Source organism: Pseudomonas sp. MYb327 (assembly GCF_040438925.1).
GTDB lineage: Bacteria > Pseudomonadota > Gammaproteobacteria > Pseudomonadales > Pseudomonadaceae > Aquipseudomonas.
Window position 1 is genome coordinate 5,085,531 of sequence record NZ_CP159258.1, and the last position, 15,217, is coordinate 5,100,747.

The following is a 15,217-nucleotide window of genomic DNA, read 5'->3' on the forward strand; positions in this document are numbered from 1 at the left end:
CGCTTGCGGCGCCCGTTTGGCGCCCGCCAGCGAATGGCCGGCTCATTTGTCATTTACGAGAAAAGTGGACAACCAGTTTGTCGCCGACGGTTTGCAGAACCTGCACCAGCACCAGTAGCAATACCACCGTGACCACCATTACGTCAGTCTGGAAACGCTGGTAACCAAAACGGATTGCCAGGTCACCCAGACCGCCCGCGCCGACTACACCGGCCATTGCCGTGTAGGAAACCAGTGTAATGGCTGTCACCGTAATCGCCGCGAAGATGCCTGGACGGGCTTCAGGCAGCAAGGCATTGGTGATGATCTGCCGCGTCGTTGCGCCCATGGACTGGGTCGCTTCAATAATGCCGCGATCCACTTCACGCAACGCGGTTTCCACCAGTCGTGCGAAGAATGGCGTAGCGCCTACTACCAGCGGCGGGATCGCGCCCGCGACACCGAGGGACGTGCCGGTGATCAGGACAGTGAACGGAATCATCACGATCAGCAAAATGATGAACGGCAGCGAACGCAGGATGTTCACCACCAGCGACAGCATCGCGTAGACGCCTTTGGCCTCGAGCAACTGACGCGGGCTACAGAGGAACAGCAACACGCCGAGCGGCAGGCCCAGCAATACGGTGAATAACAGCGAACCGCCGAGCATCAGCAAAGTGTCGCCGGTGGCCAGCCAGATCTCGAACCAGTCGATGTTGGCGAAGAATGTGGTCAGGGCTTCCATTATCGCAGCACCTCCATGTGGACGTCGGCTGCGGTGAAGCGGGCGAAGGCCGCTTCCATGTCACCGCCGGTCACGGCCAGGGTCAGTTGGCCGTAAGGGATGTCTTTGATGCGGTCGATACGACCGGCCAGGATGCTGTAGTCCACACCCGTTTCGCGAGCGACGGTGCCCAGCAGCGGCGCGTAGGTCGCTTCGCCCTGGAAGGTCAGACGTACGATGCGACCCGGCACGTGAGCGAAGTCATCGCGCTGTTCGCCTTCGTCGATCTGCTCGTCTTCTTGTACGAAGCGCTTGGTGGTCGGGTGTTTCGGATGCAGGAACACATCGGCCACCGAACCGAGCTCGACGATCACGCCAGCGTCCATCACCCCGACCCGGTCGCAGACCCGGCGGATCACGTCCATTTCATGGGTGATCAGCACGATGGTCAGCTTCAGCTCACGATTGATCTCAGCCAGCAATTGCAGGACCGACGCCGTGGTTTGCGGGTCGAGGGCGCTGGTGGCTTCATCGCACAGCAGAATTTTCGGCTTGGTCGCCAGGGCGCGGGCAATGCCGACGCGCTGCTTTTGCCCGCCGGACAGTTGCGCCGGATACTTGTTGGCGTGGTCGGACAAACCCACCCGCGCCAGCAATTCGGCAACGCGCTGGTCGATTTCTGCGCGGGACATTTCACCGGCCAGCGTCAGCGGCAGCGCGACGTTGTCGGCAACGGTCTTGGACGCCAGCAGGTTGAAGTGCTGGAAGATCATCCCGACCTGTTGACGAAAACGGCGCAGGCCGTTGGCATCGAGCGCGGTGACTTCTTCGCCGTCGACGAAGATCTTGCCGCCACTGGAGTTCTCCAGGCGATTGATCAGACGCAGCAGGGTACTTTTTCCCGCACCGGAATGGCCGATCAGGCCGAACACCTGACCGTTCTCAATCGTCAGACTGGTCGGGTGCAGGGCGGGGATATCCTTACCGGCGACGCGGTAGGTTTTATGGACGTTTTGAAACTCGATCACGTAGCGAACCTTGTGGGGCGCGTTGGAAAAGGATCAGCGGTTAGCCGGGCGCGCATTTTAGCCTGTCCGTATAGAGGTTCTTAGCATTTATTTCGCATTCATCCAGTCATTTGGCAATAACGCGATCAAAGGTCAGATAAAAGGAACGGCTAAAAACCTCATCAGTCACTACATAAGCATCTCGAAAATACCCCGAGGAGTTACGCCTGATGAGCACGAAAAAGCCTGCCGCCCCCAAGAGCGCACTGGCCGGGACCGATACCCCGGACCGCAGCAACACCAACACCAAACTCGAAAGCCTGGAAAATTTCCGCTCCGACGCCACCGGCCAGGCCTTGCGCACCAACCAGGGCGTGAAGGTTGCGGATAACCAAAACACCTTGAAAGTAGGTGCCCGCGGGCCGTCACTGCTGGAAGATTTCATCATGCGTGAAAAGATCACGCATTTTGACCATGAACGCATTCCCGAGCGAATCGTCCATGCCCGCGGTACCGGTGCCCATGGTTTCTTCCAGTCCTACGAGAATCATTCCGTACTGACCAAAGCAGGTTTCCTACAAGATCCAGGCAAGCAAACACCAGTATTCGTACGCTTTTCTACTGTGCAAGGTCCCCGTGGTTCAGGCGATACCGTGCGCGATGTACGAGGGTTTGCCGTGAAGTTCTTCACCGACGAAGGCAACTTCGACTTGGTGGGCAACAACATGCCGGTATTTTTCATCCAGGACGCCATCAAGTTTCCGGATTTCGTCCACGCGGTAAAACCCGAACCGCACAACGAAATTCCTACCGGCGGCTCGGCCCACGATACGTTCTGGGACTTTGTCTCTCTGGTCCCGGAATCAGCGCACATGGTGATCTGGGCCATGTCCGACCGGGCCATCCCGAAAAGCCTGCGCAGCATGCAAGGCTTTGGCGTGCATACCTTCCGCTTGATCAATGCCGAAGGTAAATCGCGTTTCGTCAAATTCCACTGGCGTCCTACAGCCGGCACTTGCTCTCTCGTGTGGGACGAAGCGCAGAAACTGGCGGGTAAAGACACTGATTACCACCGTCGTGATCTCTGGGAAGCCATCGAGATGGGGGACTATCCGGAATGGGAACTGGGCGTCCAGGTGATCGAGGAGGAAAACGAACACGCCTTCGACTTCGACATCCTCGACCCCACCAAGCTTATTCCCGAAGAGCTCGTTCCCATTACGCCGCTGGGGAAAATGACGCTCAACCGCAACCCGGACAACTTCTTCGCTGAAACCGAGCAGGTCGCCTTTTGCCCGGGGCATATCGTGCCGGGGATCGATTTCTCCAACGATCCGCTGCTGCAAGGCCGGCTGTTTTCCTACACCGATACGCAGATCAGCCGACTCGGTGGACCGAATTTTCACGAAATTCCGATCAACCGTCCGGTGGCGCCGTTCCACAATGGACAGCGGGATGCGTTGCACCGCACCACCATCGATAAGGGCCGCGCCTCCTACGAACCGAATTCCATCGACGGCGGCTGGCCGAAAGAAACGCCGGCCGCTGCCCAGGACGGCGGCTTCGAGAGTTATCCGGAACGTATTGACGCCAACAAGATCCGCCAGCGCAGTGAGTCGTTCAGCGACCACTTCTCCCAGGCGCGGCTGTTCTTCCACAGCATGAGCAAGCATGAGCAAGAGCACATCATTTCCGCCTATAGCTTTGAGCTGGGCAAAGTTGAGCGGGAGTTCATCCGTGCGCGTGAAGTGAACGAGATCCTCGCCAACATTGATTTGGAATTGGCCAAGCGCGTGGCGCAGAACCTCGGCTTGCCCGCACCAAAAGCCGGAACCGTCGACGTACCGAAGATTTCTCTGGAGCGTTCGCCCGCCCTGAGCCAGGCCAACTTGCTGCCGGGCGATATCAAAACCCGGAAAGTGGCCATACTGGCGGCCAATGGCGTTGATGGTGCAGCGATTGATGCAATGAAAAAAGCGCTGGAAGCCGAAGGTGCGCACGCCAAATTGCTCGGCCCTACCTCGGCGCCGGTCACCACTGCTGACGGCAAAATGTTGCCGGTAGATGCATCGATGGAGGGCATGCCGTCCATTGCCTTCGACGCGGTGTTCGTACCCGGTGGCGCGGCGTCGATCAAGGCGCTGAGCGCCGATGGCGTGGCGTTGCACTACCTGCTTGAGGCCTACAAACACTTGAAAGCGATCGCACTGCATGGCGAAGCGAAGCAGTTGCTGGATGTGTTGAAGCTGGAGGCTGATGCGGGGTTGATCGTGGGCACGAATGGCAAGTTGACCAAGCCGTTTTTCGCGGCGATCGGGCAGCATCGTGTTTGGGATCGGGAGCCGAAGGCTAAAGCGATTCCGGCTTAATAAAGCAAAAGATCGCGGCCTGCGGCAGCTCCTACAGAGTAATTACCACACTCTGTAGGAACTGCCGCAGGCCGCGATCTTTTCTTTTTAAGGTTTACGCCGACTCAACACCATCTGCGCTGGAACGCTGCGAATAATCTGCCGCTCCAGCTTCAGATCAAACTCAGGATCAAGCTTCTTCACCCGCTTGGTCAGCAAGTTGGCCAACCACGGATAGTCGTCCGTACGCGGCGCTTGAATGCTCACATCACATTGAAAATTCACCACATCGGCGGCGATGGCATCCAGTTGTCGACGCAGCTTGGCCATATCGTTGATGTTCAAAGCAACCGTGGTGCTTTCGGCCGTCAGGTCAATGACCTTGGCCTTTGGCTGGGCTTCTGCAGCTTTGAGGGCGGCTTCGGCTTTTTCCAGCTCAGCCTTGCGGGCTTGAGCGATTGAGCCGTTGACTCCACCGGTCAGCGCCGGAGCTTTGGGCATCAGCGCACGGGCACGAGCCAGGGCCGTGGCGGCGGCATTCACATCGCCTTTTTGCAACACGATCTGGCTGCGCATCAAATAGGCTTCGGCCAGTTGACGCTGGTATTGCTCAAGGGATTGATCATTCGGCGACTCGGCCTGCAACGCCGCCAGCTGACCTTCGGCCGTGGCCAATTCGCTGCTGGCGAGGCTTTGCTCAAGCTGTGCAATGGCCGTGGCCCGCGCATCCGGGACCTCGGTGGCCGCCGGTGGCGTGCTTTGGCAAGCGCCCAGCAGCAAAGAAAATGCGACAAGGAGCAGATAACGGGAGGCAAACTTCATTCCTGCGACTCTCTATTTGCGCAAAAAACGAGCAAGTCTACACCCCTCGACGGGGCAGAACAAAACTCAGCAGAAACAGTGCGGCGGCGGCCACCACGATCGATGGACCAGCCGGGGTGTCCTTGAACCAGGACAGCGCCAGCCCGCCGCATACGGCGAGTATGCCCAACAGGCTCGCGCCCAGTGCCATCTGCTCCGGCGAGCGAGCGTGACGTTGTGCCGCAGCCGCCGGAATGATCAGTAACGAAGTAATCAGTAATACACCGACGATTTTCATCGCTACGGCAATCACCACGGCAATCAGCAGCATCAACGCCATGCGCAACCCGGCCACGGGCAGGCCTTCGACCCGGGCCAGTTCTTCGTGCACGGTGATGGCCAGCAACGGTCGCCACAACGCAACCAGCAACGCCAGGACGGCCGCGCTGCCGCCGAGAATCCAGGCCAGATCAGTCGGGCTGATCGCCAGCAGGTCGCCGAACAGATAGGCCATCAGGTCGATCCGCACTTCGTGCATGAAGCTTAGTACCACTAGCCCCAAAGAGAGGGTGCTCGGTGCGAGAATTCCCAAAAGCGTGTCAGACGCCAGCGGCTGGCGCTGTTGCAATGTCACCAGCAACACCGCCAGGAGCAAGCAGCCTACAGTGACCGCGACGGTCGGGCTGACATCCAGCAGGAAGCCCAGCGCCACACCCAGCAACGCCGCGTGGGACAGGGTGTCGCCGAAATAGGCCATGCGCCGCCAGACCACGAAAGAACCCAGCGGTCCCGCGACCACCGCCAGAGCCAGACCTGCAAGCAGGGCGTAAAGCAGAAAATCAGCCATGCTTGCAGCTATCTCCGTGGACATGGTTATGGCCCGACGCGGGCGCCTTGACCACCGAACCGTGCAGATCGTGGGCGTGGTCGTGATGGTGGTGATAGATCGCCAGGCTCTGTGCGTTTTTTCCGAACAACTCGACGAAGGCCGGATCGCCGCTGACCTGCTCAGGGTGGCCGGAGCAGCAGACGTGGCGATTCAGGCACACCACCTGGTCGGTAGTGCTCATCACCAGATGCAAATCGTGGGAAACCATCAATACTCCGCAACCATGGCGGTCACGCAGCCGGGTGATCAGGCTGTAGAGCTCGGCCTGGCCGGCCACGTCGACGCCTTGCACAGGCTCGTCGAGCACCAACAGTTCAGGCTCGCGCAGCAAGGCGCGGGCGAGCAACACACGTTGCATTTCACCACCGGAAACACTTTGCACCGGGCTGTCGATCACCTGCTCGGCGCCGACTTCCTTGAGTGCCGACAACGCCATCGCACGGTCGACCCCGGGTACGAGGCGCAAGAAGCGCAGCACCGAGAGTGGCAGGGTCGGATCGACGTGAAGTTTTTGCGGCATGTAGCCGATGCGCAGTTTCGGCTTGCGCCAGACAGTGCCGCTGTCCGGTTTCAACAGGCCGAGTACGGCGCGCACCAGGGTGGTCTTGCCAGCGCCGTTGGGGCCGATCAGGGTGACGATCTGCCCCGGCTCGACGCTCAACCCGATGTTATCCAGCACACTTTGCCCGGCAAACGTGACGGCAACCTGCTCGAGACGGATCAGCGCATTGCTCATCAAGCCCCCTGGCAACCGGAGCAGAGACCAATCACCTCGACGGTCTGGGCTTCGACGATAAACCCGACATCCCTGGCGCTGTGGATGATCGCGTCGCTGATGGATTTCTGTTCGAGTTCAATGGCGGCGTGGCAGTCACGGCAAATCAGGAATTGCCCCTGATGCGCGTGCTCCGGGTGATTGCAGCCGATGAAGGCGTTGAGCGAGGAAATGCGGTGAACGAGGCCGTTGTCCAGGAGGAAATCCAGCGCGCGGTACACGGTCGGCGGCGCGGCGCGGCGGCCGTCCTGCTCGCTGAGCACGGCGAGGATGTCATAGGCGCCCAACGGTTTGTGGCTTTGCCACACCAGTTCCAGCACCCGCCGACGCAAAGCGGTCAGACGCAGCCCTTGGCGTGCGCACAGGGCATCGGCCTCGGACAAAGCGCTGTGGACGCAATGAGAGTGGTCGTGAGGACGGCTGGCAATCGGTGTTTTAGGCATGGGCGGCGACGAGTTTTGTGAGAGACGTTATTATGTTACCCGTTCTCGCCTCTTCGAGTAGTCATCGTGCCCCGACTTTTTCCTATCTTTGTCGCATTTTTCGCAAGTTTTCTGCTGATCGGTTCAGCCCAAGCCGAGGTCAAGGTCCTCACCAGTATCAAGCCCCTGCAGCTGATCGCTGCCGCGGTGCAGGACGGCGTGGCGATTCCGGAAGTCTTGCTTCCACCCGGCGCCTCACCTCACAACTACGCCTTGCGCCCGTCCGACGTACGGAAGGTGCAATCGGTGGATTTGCTGTACTGGATCGGACCGGACATGGAAGGTTTCCTGCCGCGCGTGCTCAATGGTCGTACGCTGCCAAGCGTTGCCGTGCAGGATCTACCCGGCCTCAAGCTTCGCCATTTCGCCGAAGACAACCATTCCCATGCCGAAGAAGCCGACGAGCATGACCACGATCACCGTCCGGGCACCCTCGATGCGCATTTGTGGTTGTCACCGATCAATGCCCGCGTCATCGCCACGAAAATGGCAGCCGACCTGAGTGCGGCCGATCCGGAAAATGCCGTGCGCTATCAGAGCAACCTCAAAGCCTTCGATGAACGTCTGGATGCGCTCGATTTGCGACTGAAGAAACGTCTGGCTGGAATTGAGGGCAAACCCTACTTCGTGTTCCACGAAGCCTTCGACTATTTCGAAGACGCCTACGGCCTCAAGCACGCCGGCGTGTTCAGTGTCGCGGCCGAAGTGCAACCCGGCGCCCAACACGTGGCGGCCATGCGCGCGCGTTTGCAGGAAGTGGGCAAGACTTGCGTGTTCAGCGAACCACCGCTGCGCCCACGCCTGGCGGAAACCCTGGTGGCAGGCCTGCCGGTGAAACTGGCGGAACTGGATGCGCTGGGTGGTTACACGCCAGCGACTGCCCAGGGCTACGAGCAGGTATTGGAAAAATTGGGGAATGATTTGGCGGGATGCCTGGAGTCGTTGTAACCCCCAAAAAAGATTACAGCCCTTGTAGGAGCCGGCTTGCTGGCGATGGACTCAAGGGCGCTGCGTTTATCCGTGTCCCTACGCGTTATCGCTAACGGCCATCGCCAGCAAGCCGGCTCCTACAGAGTTACGCATATCTGATTTTTTGCGTTTAGAGCGCGAAAGGCAGCGGTGTATTGACCTTCTGCCGCTGCGCCAGGCGCAACTGAAACTCCATCGGATCGTGAATCAACACGTCCTGCCCTGCAAAAGACTCCGCCGCAATCAAGCGTGACAACCAGAACCGCACGCATGCCACCCGCAGCATGGTCGGCCACAACTCTGCCTCGGCAGCGGTGAACGGACGCAGTGCCGCATAAGCTCCCAGCAACGCCCGAGCCCGTGGCCCGTCGATCAAACCATCGTCGTCCGAACACCAGTCATTCAAGGCAATCGCCACGTCGTAGAGCATTGGCCCCGAGCAGGCGTTGTAGAAATCGATCAACCCGGTCAGGTGCGTGCCTTCGAACATCGCGTTATCGCGGAACAGGTCGGCGTGAATATTTGCCCGTGGCAGCGCCAGAATTTTTTCTTTCTGCTGAGTGATTTCGTCCAGCGCCCGCTGCAGCAGCGCTCGCGGTTCGTCATTCAAGTGCGACAGAAACTGCGTGCCCTCTTCCAGCATCCAGTCCAGACCGCGATCGGTTTTGCGCTTGATCATGTTTCCGGCCTGGGTGGCCAGGTGCAGATGTGCCAGCAAATCGCCCACCTGCGCGCAATGTTGCGCGTTGGCCTGCTTGATGTGTTTGCCAGCCAGGCGTGGCTGCAACAGCGCAGGCTTGCCAGCCAGTTCGCGCAAGGCCACGCCGTCGGTGGTGCGCAGGGCGTACGGCACCGGCAGGTCGGCTTCATGCAGCACATCGAGCAGTTCGATGAAGAACGGCATCTCCTGAACCGGGCCGCGCTCAACCAGCGTCAGGACGAATTCGCCCTGCTCCAGGCTGATAAAGAAATTGGTGTTTTCGCTACCGGCGGCAATCCCCTGGAAATCAAGCAGGCGGCCGAGGCCATAAGGGGCGAGAAAAGCTTCCAGCTCGGGCCGAGCCAGGGGGGTGAACACAGACATGATTAAACTGCCAGTACGGGCGCCGCTCTAGGGCCAGCGCCGATTGAAATTAAGAAACTATTTCCACTCAAAGATCTTCCACGACGGAATCAGCATATCCGGCTGATCCGAGCGGATAAAGTTTGCATCGGTTCCGTCCGCACGTACCAGAAAGTACGGTTTGCCGCCCTTGGGAGTGACCTGGATGGCGTACAGGAAGCCATTCTGGCGGTACTCCTTGATCGTATTGTCGCCTTCCGTGCGAATGGTTACATCCGGTTCCGGTGATGGCGCATCGTCCGCCGCCATCACGGCCAACGGTGTGATTGCAAACAAGCCAGCCAGCAACAGGCGATTTAGTGTGCGCATGATAACCTTGTCCCTTTGTCGTCAACGGTCCCGCTATTCTAGCGCCGGACCCGCCGAAAAGGTTGATCCTGCTCATGAGCCAAGCCCCCCTCGTCCTGGTGGACGGTTCTTCTTACCTCTACCGCGCCTTTCACGCGCTGCCACCGCTGACCACCTCCAAAGGCCTGCCGACCGGTGCGGTCAAGGGCGTGTTGAACATGCTCAAGAGCCTGCGCAAGCAGTATCCGGACAGTCCGTTCGCCGTGGTGTTCGACGCCAAGGGTGGGACTTTTCGCGATGACATGTACGCCGAATACAAGGCCAACCGTCCGAGCATGCCAGACGACATGCGCGTGCAAATCGAACCCTTGCACCAGAGCGTGATCGCGCTGGGCTTCCCGCTGCTGTGCGTCGAAGGCGTCGAGGCCGATGATGTGATCGGCACCCTGGCCCGCAGCAGCGCGGCTGCCGATCGCCCGGTGATCATCTCCACCGGCGACAAAGACATGGCGCAACTGGTCGACGGCCACATTACCTTGGTCAATACCATGACCGGTAGCAGCATGGACGTGGAGGGCGTGAAGGAGAAATTCGGCGTCGCTCCCGAGCAGATCATCGATTATCTGGCACTCATGGGCGATTCTTCGGACAACATTCCGGGCGTTCCGGGTATCGGTCCTAAGACCGCTTCCGGTTTATTGGTGGGGGTGAATGGCGGTCTGACCGAGCTCTATGCGCAACTCGACATCGTACCAACCCTGCCGATTCGCGGCGCCAAGACCCTGCCGGCCAAGCTCGAAGAACACAAGGAAATGGCGTTCCTGTCCTATCAATTGGCGACCATCAAGGTCGACGTGCCGTTGGACATCGGCCTCGATGACCTGCAAATGGGTGCGGAAGATCCGGACAAGCTCTACGAGCTGTATACCCTGCTGGAATTCAAGAGCTGGCTGAACGACCTCGATCGCGACGCCAAGCGTCTCGAGCTGAGCAGTGCCGCCGAGCCTGCGCCAGTCGCTGATTTGTTCAGCGCAACCGAGGCCGAAACGCCGGTTGCCGTTGCTGAGGCCGCTTATGAAACCATCCTCGACCAGGCTCGTTTCGACGTCTGGCTGGAGAAACTGAACAACGCCAAGCTGTTCGCCTTCGACACCGAAACCACCGGCATCGACGCGCAGCAGGCGCAATTGGTGGGTCTTTCTTTCGCCGTGCAGGCCAATGAAGCGGCTTACATTCCGCTGACGCACTCCTACATCGGTGTACCCGAGCAACTGGATCGTGACACCGTATTGCGCGCCCTCAAGCCGATTCTGGAAGATCCGAACAAGCTCAAGGTCGGCCAACATGCCAAGTTCGACATGAACATACTGGCCAACTGCGCCATCGGCGGCGATCAGGCCAACGGCATCACCGTGCGCGGCATTGCCTTTGACACCATGCTTGAGTCCTACGTGCTCAACTCCACGGCCACTCGCCATGACATGGACAGCCTGGCTCTGAAGTACCTGGATCACACCACCGTGAGTTTCCAGGACATCGCCGGCAAGGGCGCGAAACAGCTGACGTTCGACCAGATCGCCCTGGAACAGGCCGGCCCGTATGCCGCCGAAGACGCCGACATCACTTTGCGTCTGCATCAGACACTCTTCGAAAAGCTGAACGCGATCCCGAGCCTCGCCAGTGTGCTGACCGACATCGAAATTCCTCTGGTGCCAGTGCTGGCGCGTATCGAGCGCCAGGGCGCTTTCGTCGATGCTGCCCTGCTCGGCGTGCAAAGTATCGAACTGGGCGACAAGATGGTCGCGCTTGAGCGCGAAGCCTTCGAAATTGCCGGTGAAGAATTCAACCTGGGTTCGCCCAAGCAGCTCGGCGTCATTCTCTACGAGAAGCTTGGTTTGCCGGTGCTGAAGAAAACCGCCAAGGGCCAGCCGTCCACCGCCGAAGAGGTGCTGGCCAAACTCGCCGAGGACGATTACCGCTTGCCTAAAGTGCTCATGGAATACCGTTCCATGAGCAAGCTGAAAAGCACGTACACCGATCGCTTGCCGGAACAGATCAATCCGCGCACCGGGCGCATCCACACTTCGTACCACCAAGCCGTGGCGTCCACCGGTCGTCTGTCCTCCAGCGATCCGAACCTGCAGAACATCCCGGTACGCACCGCTGAAGGGCGTCGCATCCGTCAGGCATTCGTCGCACCGACCGGCTACAAACTGCTGGCGGCGGACTATTCGCAGATCGAATTGCGGATCATGGCGCACCTGTCCAAGGATGAAGGCCTGATGAACGCCTTCCGCCACAATCTGGACGTGCACACCGCAACCGCCGCCGAGGTGTTCAAGGTCGAACTCACTGAAGTGACCTCCGACCAGCGCCGCAGCGCCAAGGCGATCAACTTCGGCCTGATCTACGGCATGGGCGCGCAGAAGCTCGGCAAAGACATCGGGGTCGACACCAAGACCGCCAAGGCCTATATCGATACGTACTTCGCCCGTTATCCCGGCGTGCGCGAGTACATGGACCGCACCCGTGCGCAGGCGGCAGATCAGGGCTTCGTCGAAACCTTCTTCGGCCGCCGGTTGTACCTGCCGGAGATCAACTCCAACAAACCGCAAGAGCGCGCCGCTGCCGAGCGCACGGCGATCAACGCCCCGATGCAGGGCACCGCGGCGGACATCATCAAGAAAGCCATGGTCGCAGTGGATAACTGGCTGACCTCTTCCGGCCTCGATGCCAAGGTCATCCTGCAAGTGCACGATGAATTGGTACTTGAGGTGCGTGAAGACCTTGTCGACCAGGTCAGCGAGGAAATTCGTCTGCACATGAGCGGCGCGGCGAAGCTGGATGTTCCGCTGCTGGTTGAGGTTGGTGTTGGAAATAATTGGGATGAGGCGCACTAAACCGTCTGAAATGCGCGCTCTGCTGCGGCAAAGTGCCGCGGCGGAAGAGGCATAAGGCATTTAGTCCAGTAAACGCTTTGGCTTATTCCAAAGACGTTAGAAAATATTCTGAACTAATCCGGGGTTTCGCTACTCAGAGTTACTGAATGGCTGGTGAAGCCCTTCGATGCTCCTATGTTGTGTTAAGTGTTGGCAGATATCTGGACCCCGCCCTAGCGGTCTAGAACTTGGACCCCGAACTTCCCCCTCCCCATAAGAAGTCCGGGGTTTTTTTTGCCTGTAGCTTTTACTCGCCCACCTCGGCGCCCTTGTCCGCCAGTTCCATCCAGCCTGCCAATACAGTGTAGGCGTCTTCCAGACCCATGCGTTTTGGCGCCGAAAAAAGCTGAATCGTGACGGCATCGCCCCAACCCTTGCGAATTTCCGACTGAACCTTGAGCAGCGTATTCTTGGCCGCGCCGTAAGTCAGCTTGTCCGCTTTGGTCAGCAGAATGTGCATCGGCATACCGCTGGCAACCGCCCAATCGAGCATCAACAAGTCGAAGTCGGTCATTGGATGACGGATGTCCATCATCAAAATCAGACCCTTCAAACTCTCGCGGCTTCCCAGATACGCTTCCAGGTGGCGCTGCCAGTGTTGCTTGAGCGGAATCGGTACTTTTGCATAACCGTAACCCGGCAGGTCGACCAGACGACGTTCATCGTCTAGCTTGAAGAAGTTCAACAGCTGAGTGCGACCCGGAGTTTTCGAGGTACGCGCCAGGCTGGCATGGGTCAGTGTGTTAAGCGCACTGGACTTGCCGGCGTTGGAACGCCCGGCGAAGGCGACTTCGAAACCTTCGTCATCCGGACATTGGTCGACTTTGGCGGCGCTGAGCATGAAGGTGGACTGTTGGCACAGACCGAGGATGGGATTCTTGAGTTGCATGGGATTTCCGATGTGGGAGGCGCCGGGAATGGGCGCGGCAAGCAGTGTCGCTTCCGTTTCAGTGACGCCAGTATATAATGCCGCAGATTTTGTGTGCGCTTTGTCCCAGCGTAGGATGAAGTTCACGAGAGCGACAGACCTTGATTGCGCATTAGAACGCAGCACGCTCTCAACCCTGAAAAGGTCGTTTTATGACGAAATGGCTGCTAGCTGCCGGTGTCTTGATGCCGCTTTACAGCGCTCAGGCTACACAGGATCCGGAAGCTGTGTACAACCGTGTTTGTGGTGCCTGTCATTCCGGCCAACTACCCATGGCGCCCCGCAAGGGCGATCAGGAAGCTTGGACGCCGAGGTTGGCGAAAGGTATGGAGACGCTGGTGCAACACGTGACCCAGGGTTTCAAGGCGATGCCGCCGCGTGGTTTGTGCATGGACTGCAGTGCCGAGGATTACCAGGCCATCATCCACTGGATGAGCGAGTGATCCCGGTCCATAACTCTTTAACCCTTAGCCGTAGTTGGATTAGCTGATGAACAAATTGATCGTGAGTCTGCTGTTGACCGTGGGAATCTCCGGCATTGCCCATGCTGCAGGTGAGCCAGTAAAACCTGGTGACGCCGCCGCAGGCCAGGCAAAAGCCGCCGTATGTGGTGCCTGCCATGGCCCGGATGGCAACAGCATGGCGCCAAACTTTCCAAAACTGGCAGGGCAAGGTGAACGCTACCTGACCAAGCAGCTGCACGACATCAAGTCGGGCAAGCGCACCGTTCTGGAAATGACGGGCCTGTTGACCAACCTGAGCGACCAGGATCTGGCGGACATCGCCGCCTATTTCGCCAGCCAGAAAGGCAGCGTCGGCGCCGCCGACCCGAAAATCGTGGCTCGCGGTGAAGCCCTGTTCCGCGGCGGCAACCTTGCCGAAGGCCTGCCATCGTGCACCGGTTGCCACTCGCCAAACGGCGCAGGCAACGCGGCCGCCGGCTTCCCGCATCTCGGTGGACAACACGCTCAATACGTCGCCAAGCAACTCACCGACTTCCGCAAGGAAGAAGGGGGTCGCAACAACGACGGCGATACCAAACCAATGCAAAGCATTGCCAAAAAGCTGAGCGACGAAGACATCGCCGCACTGTCCAGCTACATTCAGGGCCTGCACTAAGATCGGCGAATCGGGCGTTGATCGGGACGTACATCTCCTGCAACGTTAACGCTCGATTAATCCGTCGCAGCAAGTATAAAAAGGGTGGCTTTGGCCGCCCTTTTTTGTGGCCGCTGCCGTTACACTACAGAACTCAGGCCCGCCATGACCTGTCTGAAAACAGGTCGCGCGAGGCGATAAAATTTGTCCAGGAGTAAAGCATGCGTAATCTGATCATCAGCGCCGCACTCGTCGCTGCCAGCCTGTTCGGCATGACTGCCCAGGCCGCCGAAGCACCCGCTGCCCCTTATGTTGAACTGAGCAATCCGGTTCCGGTTGCCGTGCCTGGCAAGATCGAAGTAGTAGAGCTGTTCTGGTACGGCTGCCCGCACTGCTACGCGTTCGAACCAGTGATCAATCCTTGGGTCGAGAAGCTGCCTTCCGACGTGAATTTCGTTCGCATCCCTGCCATGTTCGGCGGCCCTTGGGACGCGCACGGCCAAATGTTCCTGACCCTCGAAGCCATGGGTGTCGAGCACAAGGTGCACGCTGCGGTGTTCAATGCCATTCAGAAAGAACACAAGAAGCTGGTCGACAAGAACGAAATGGCGGACTTCCTGGCTACTCAGGGCGTAGACAAGGACAAGTTCCTGGCCACGTTCGACTCCTTCGCCATCAAGGGCCAGATCAACAAGGCCCGCGAACTGGCCAAGAAATATGAAATCACCGGGGTTCCGACCATGATCGTCAACGGCAAATACCGTTTTGACGTGGGTTCTGCCGGCGGAGCTGAACAAGCCCTGCAACTGGCCGATAAACTGGTCGATCAAGAGCGAGCGGCTAACAAGGCTGCCGCCAACTAAGCGA

At 59.0% G+C, this 15,217-nt stretch carries 15 protein-coding genes; 6 read left to right on the forward strand and 9 right to left on the reverse strand.

Features of this window, described 5'->3' with window-relative positions:
- Positions 1 to 49: 49 nt before the first annotated feature.
- Both ABVN21_RS22965 and ABVN21_RS22970 read right to left on the reverse strand, forming a co-directional pair.
- Complete coding sequence (locus ABVN21_RS22965; protein WP_034149461.1) at positions 50 to 724, reverse strand: methionine ABC transporter permease; 675 nt, start codon at positions 722 to 724, stop codon at positions 50 to 52.
- A complete protein-coding gene (locus ABVN21_RS22970; RefSeq protein WP_339552396.1) occupies positions 724 to 1,731 on the reverse strand; it encodes a methionine ABC transporter ATP-binding protein in 1,008 nt (335 codons plus the stop codon). The genes ABVN21_RS22965 and ABVN21_RS22970 overlap by 1 nt, the downstream gene beginning before the upstream one ends.
- A 209-nt stretch (positions 1,732 to 1,940) precedes the next feature.
- Here ABVN21_RS22970 and katE point away from each other — a divergent pair, with 209 nt between their 5' ends.
- Complete coding sequence (katE, locus tag ABVN21_RS22975) at positions 1,941 to 4,079, forward strand: catalase HPII (protein WP_339552397.1); 2,139 nt, start codon at positions 1,941 to 1,943, stop codon at positions 4,077 to 4,079.
- 87 nt (positions 4,080 to 4,166) lie between these two features.
- On the opposite strand, the gene ABVN21_RS22980 is transcribed toward katE, so the two are convergent.
- From ABVN21_RS22980 to ABVN21_RS22995, 4 genes are read right to left on the reverse strand one after another with little or no spacing between them, the layout of a single operon-like run.
- Positions 4,167 to 4,880 (reverse strand): PA5502 family lipoprotein, encoded by a 714-nt coding sequence (locus tag ABVN21_RS22980; RefSeq protein ID WP_339552398.1) that lies wholly within the window; start codon positions 4,878 to 4,880, stop codon positions 4,167 to 4,169.
- A 37-nt stretch (positions 4,881 to 4,917) separates the two neighbouring features.
- Positions 4,918 to 5,706, reverse strand: coding sequence for a zinc ABC transporter permease subunit ZnuB (gene znuB, locus ABVN21_RS22985; RefSeq protein WP_090327107.1), 789 nt, complete (start codon positions 5,704 to 5,706; stop codon positions 4,918 to 4,920).
- Positions 5,699 to 6,484 (reverse strand): zinc ABC transporter ATP-binding protein ZnuC, encoded by a 786-nt coding sequence (gene znuC / locus ABVN21_RS22990; protein WP_339552399.1) that lies wholly within the window; start codon positions 6,482 to 6,484, stop codon positions 5,699 to 5,701. The genes znuB and znuC overlap by 8 nt, the downstream gene beginning before the upstream one ends.
- Positions 6,484 to 6,966, reverse strand: a complete 483-nt coding sequence (locus ABVN21_RS22995) for a Fur family transcriptional regulator (protein ID WP_339552400.1) — start codon at positions 6,964 to 6,966, stop codon at positions 6,484 to 6,486. Before ABVN21_RS22995 ends, znuC begins: the two co-directional genes overlap by 1 nt.
- Positions 6,967 to 7,032: 66 nt before the next feature.
- On the opposite strand from ABVN21_RS22995, the gene ABVN21_RS23000 reads away from it, so the two are divergent.
- Positions 7,033 to 7,953, forward strand: coding sequence for a zinc ABC transporter substrate-binding protein (locus ABVN21_RS23000; protein WP_339552401.1), 921 nt, complete (start codon positions 7,033 to 7,035; stop codon positions 7,951 to 7,953).
- A gap of 151 nt (positions 7,954 to 8,104) precedes the next feature.
- On the opposite strand, the gene ABVN21_RS23005 is transcribed toward ABVN21_RS23000, so the two are convergent.
- On the reverse strand, positions 8,105 to 9,058 hold the full coding sequence (locus ABVN21_RS23005) for a homoserine kinase (protein ID WP_339552402.1): 954 nt from the start codon (positions 9,056 to 9,058) through the stop codon (positions 8,105 to 8,107).
- Between the two features lie 57 nt (positions 9,059 to 9,115).
- Complete coding sequence (locus ABVN21_RS23010) at positions 9,116 to 9,406, reverse strand: DUF2782 domain-containing protein (RefSeq protein ID WP_339552403.1); 291 nt, start codon at positions 9,404 to 9,406, stop codon at positions 9,116 to 9,118.
- Between the two features lie 74 nt (positions 9,407 to 9,480).
- Here ABVN21_RS23010 and polA point away from each other — a divergent pair, with 74 nt between their 5' ends.
- Entirely contained in the window at positions 9,481 to 12,285 is a 2,805-nt protein-coding gene (gene polA / locus ABVN21_RS23015; RefSeq protein WP_339552404.1) for a DNA polymerase I, read from the forward strand.
- A 286-nt stretch (positions 12,286 to 12,571) separates the two neighbouring features.
- On the opposite strand, the gene yihA is transcribed toward polA, so the two are convergent.
- Positions 12,572 to 13,213, reverse strand: coding sequence for a ribosome biogenesis GTP-binding protein YihA/YsxC (yihA, locus tag ABVN21_RS23020; RefSeq protein ID WP_339552405.1), 642 nt, complete (start codon positions 13,211 to 13,213; stop codon positions 12,572 to 12,574).
- Positions 13,214 to 13,404: 191 nt separating this feature from the next.
- Here yihA and ABVN21_RS23025 point away from each other — a divergent pair, with 191 nt between their 5' ends.
- The 3 genes from ABVN21_RS23025 to dsbA all read left to right on the forward strand — a co-directional run bounded on the left by ABVN21_RS23025 (position 13,405) and on the right by dsbA (position 15,213).
- Positions 13,405 to 13,695 (forward strand): c-type cytochrome, encoded by a 291-nt coding sequence (locus ABVN21_RS23025; protein ID WP_034149449.1) that lies wholly within the window; start codon positions 13,405 to 13,407, stop codon positions 13,693 to 13,695.
- Between the two features lie 46 nt (positions 13,696 to 13,741).
- Entirely contained in the window at positions 13,742 to 14,371 is a 630-nt protein-coding gene (locus tag ABVN21_RS23030; RefSeq protein WP_339552406.1) for a c-type cytochrome, read from the forward strand.
- Between the two features lie 200 nt (positions 14,372 to 14,571).
- Positions 14,572 to 15,213 (forward strand): thiol:disulfide interchange protein DsbA, encoded by a 642-nt coding sequence (gene dsbA, locus ABVN21_RS23035; protein ID WP_339552407.1) that lies wholly within the window; start codon positions 14,572 to 14,574, stop codon positions 15,211 to 15,213.
- Positions 15,214 to 15,217: the final 4 nt, after the last annotated feature.

Excerpts from the sequence above, each read along its gene's own strand:
- ABVN21_RS22965 (WP_034149461.1), bottom strand. The coding sequence starts at position 724 with ATGGAAGCCCTGACCACATTCTTCGCCAACATCGACTGGTTCGAGATC.
- katE (WP_339552397.1), top strand. The coding sequence starts at position 1,941 with ATGAGCACGAAAAAGCCTGCCGCCCCCAAGAGCGCACTGGCCGGGACC.
- ABVN21_RS22980 (WP_339552398.1), bottom strand. The coding sequence starts at position 4,880 with ATGAAGTTTGCCTCCCGTTATCTGCTCCTTGTCGCATTTTCTTTGCTG.
- znuB (WP_090327107.1), bottom strand. The coding sequence starts at position 5,706 with ATGGCTGATTTTCTGCTTTACGCCCTGCTTGCAGGTCTGGCTCTGGCG.
- znuC (WP_339552399.1), bottom strand. The coding sequence starts at position 6,484 with ATGAGCAATGCGCTGATCCGTCTCGAGCAGGTTGCCGTCACGTTTGCC.
- ABVN21_RS22995 (WP_339552400.1), bottom strand. The coding sequence starts at position 6,966 with ATGCCTAAAACACCGATTGCCAGCCGTCCTCACGACCACTCTCATTGC.
- ABVN21_RS23005 (WP_339552402.1), bottom strand. The coding sequence starts at position 9,058 with ATGTCTGTGTTCACCCCCCTGGCTCGGCCCGAGCTGGAAGCTTTTCTC.
- ABVN21_RS23010 (WP_339552403.1), bottom strand. The coding sequence starts at position 9,406 with ATGCGCACACTAAATCGCCTGTTGCTGGCTGGCTTGTTTGCAATCACA.
- polA (WP_339552404.1), top strand. The coding sequence starts at position 9,481 with ATGAGCCAAGCCCCCCTCGTCCTGGTGGACGGTTCTTCTTACCTCTAC.
- yihA (WP_339552405.1), bottom strand. The coding sequence starts at position 13,213 with ATGCAACTCAAGAATCCCATCCTCGGTCTGTGCCAACAGTCCACCTTC.
- ABVN21_RS23025 (WP_034149449.1), top strand. The coding sequence starts at position 13,405 with ATGACGAAATGGCTGCTAGCTGCCGGTGTCTTGATGCCGCTTTACAGC.
- ABVN21_RS23030 (WP_339552406.1), top strand. The coding sequence starts at position 13,742 with ATGAACAAATTGATCGTGAGTCTGCTGTTGACCGTGGGAATCTCCGGC.
- dsbA (WP_339552407.1), top strand. The coding sequence starts at position 14,572 with ATGCGTAATCTGATCATCAGCGCCGCACTCGTCGCTGCCAGCCTGTTC.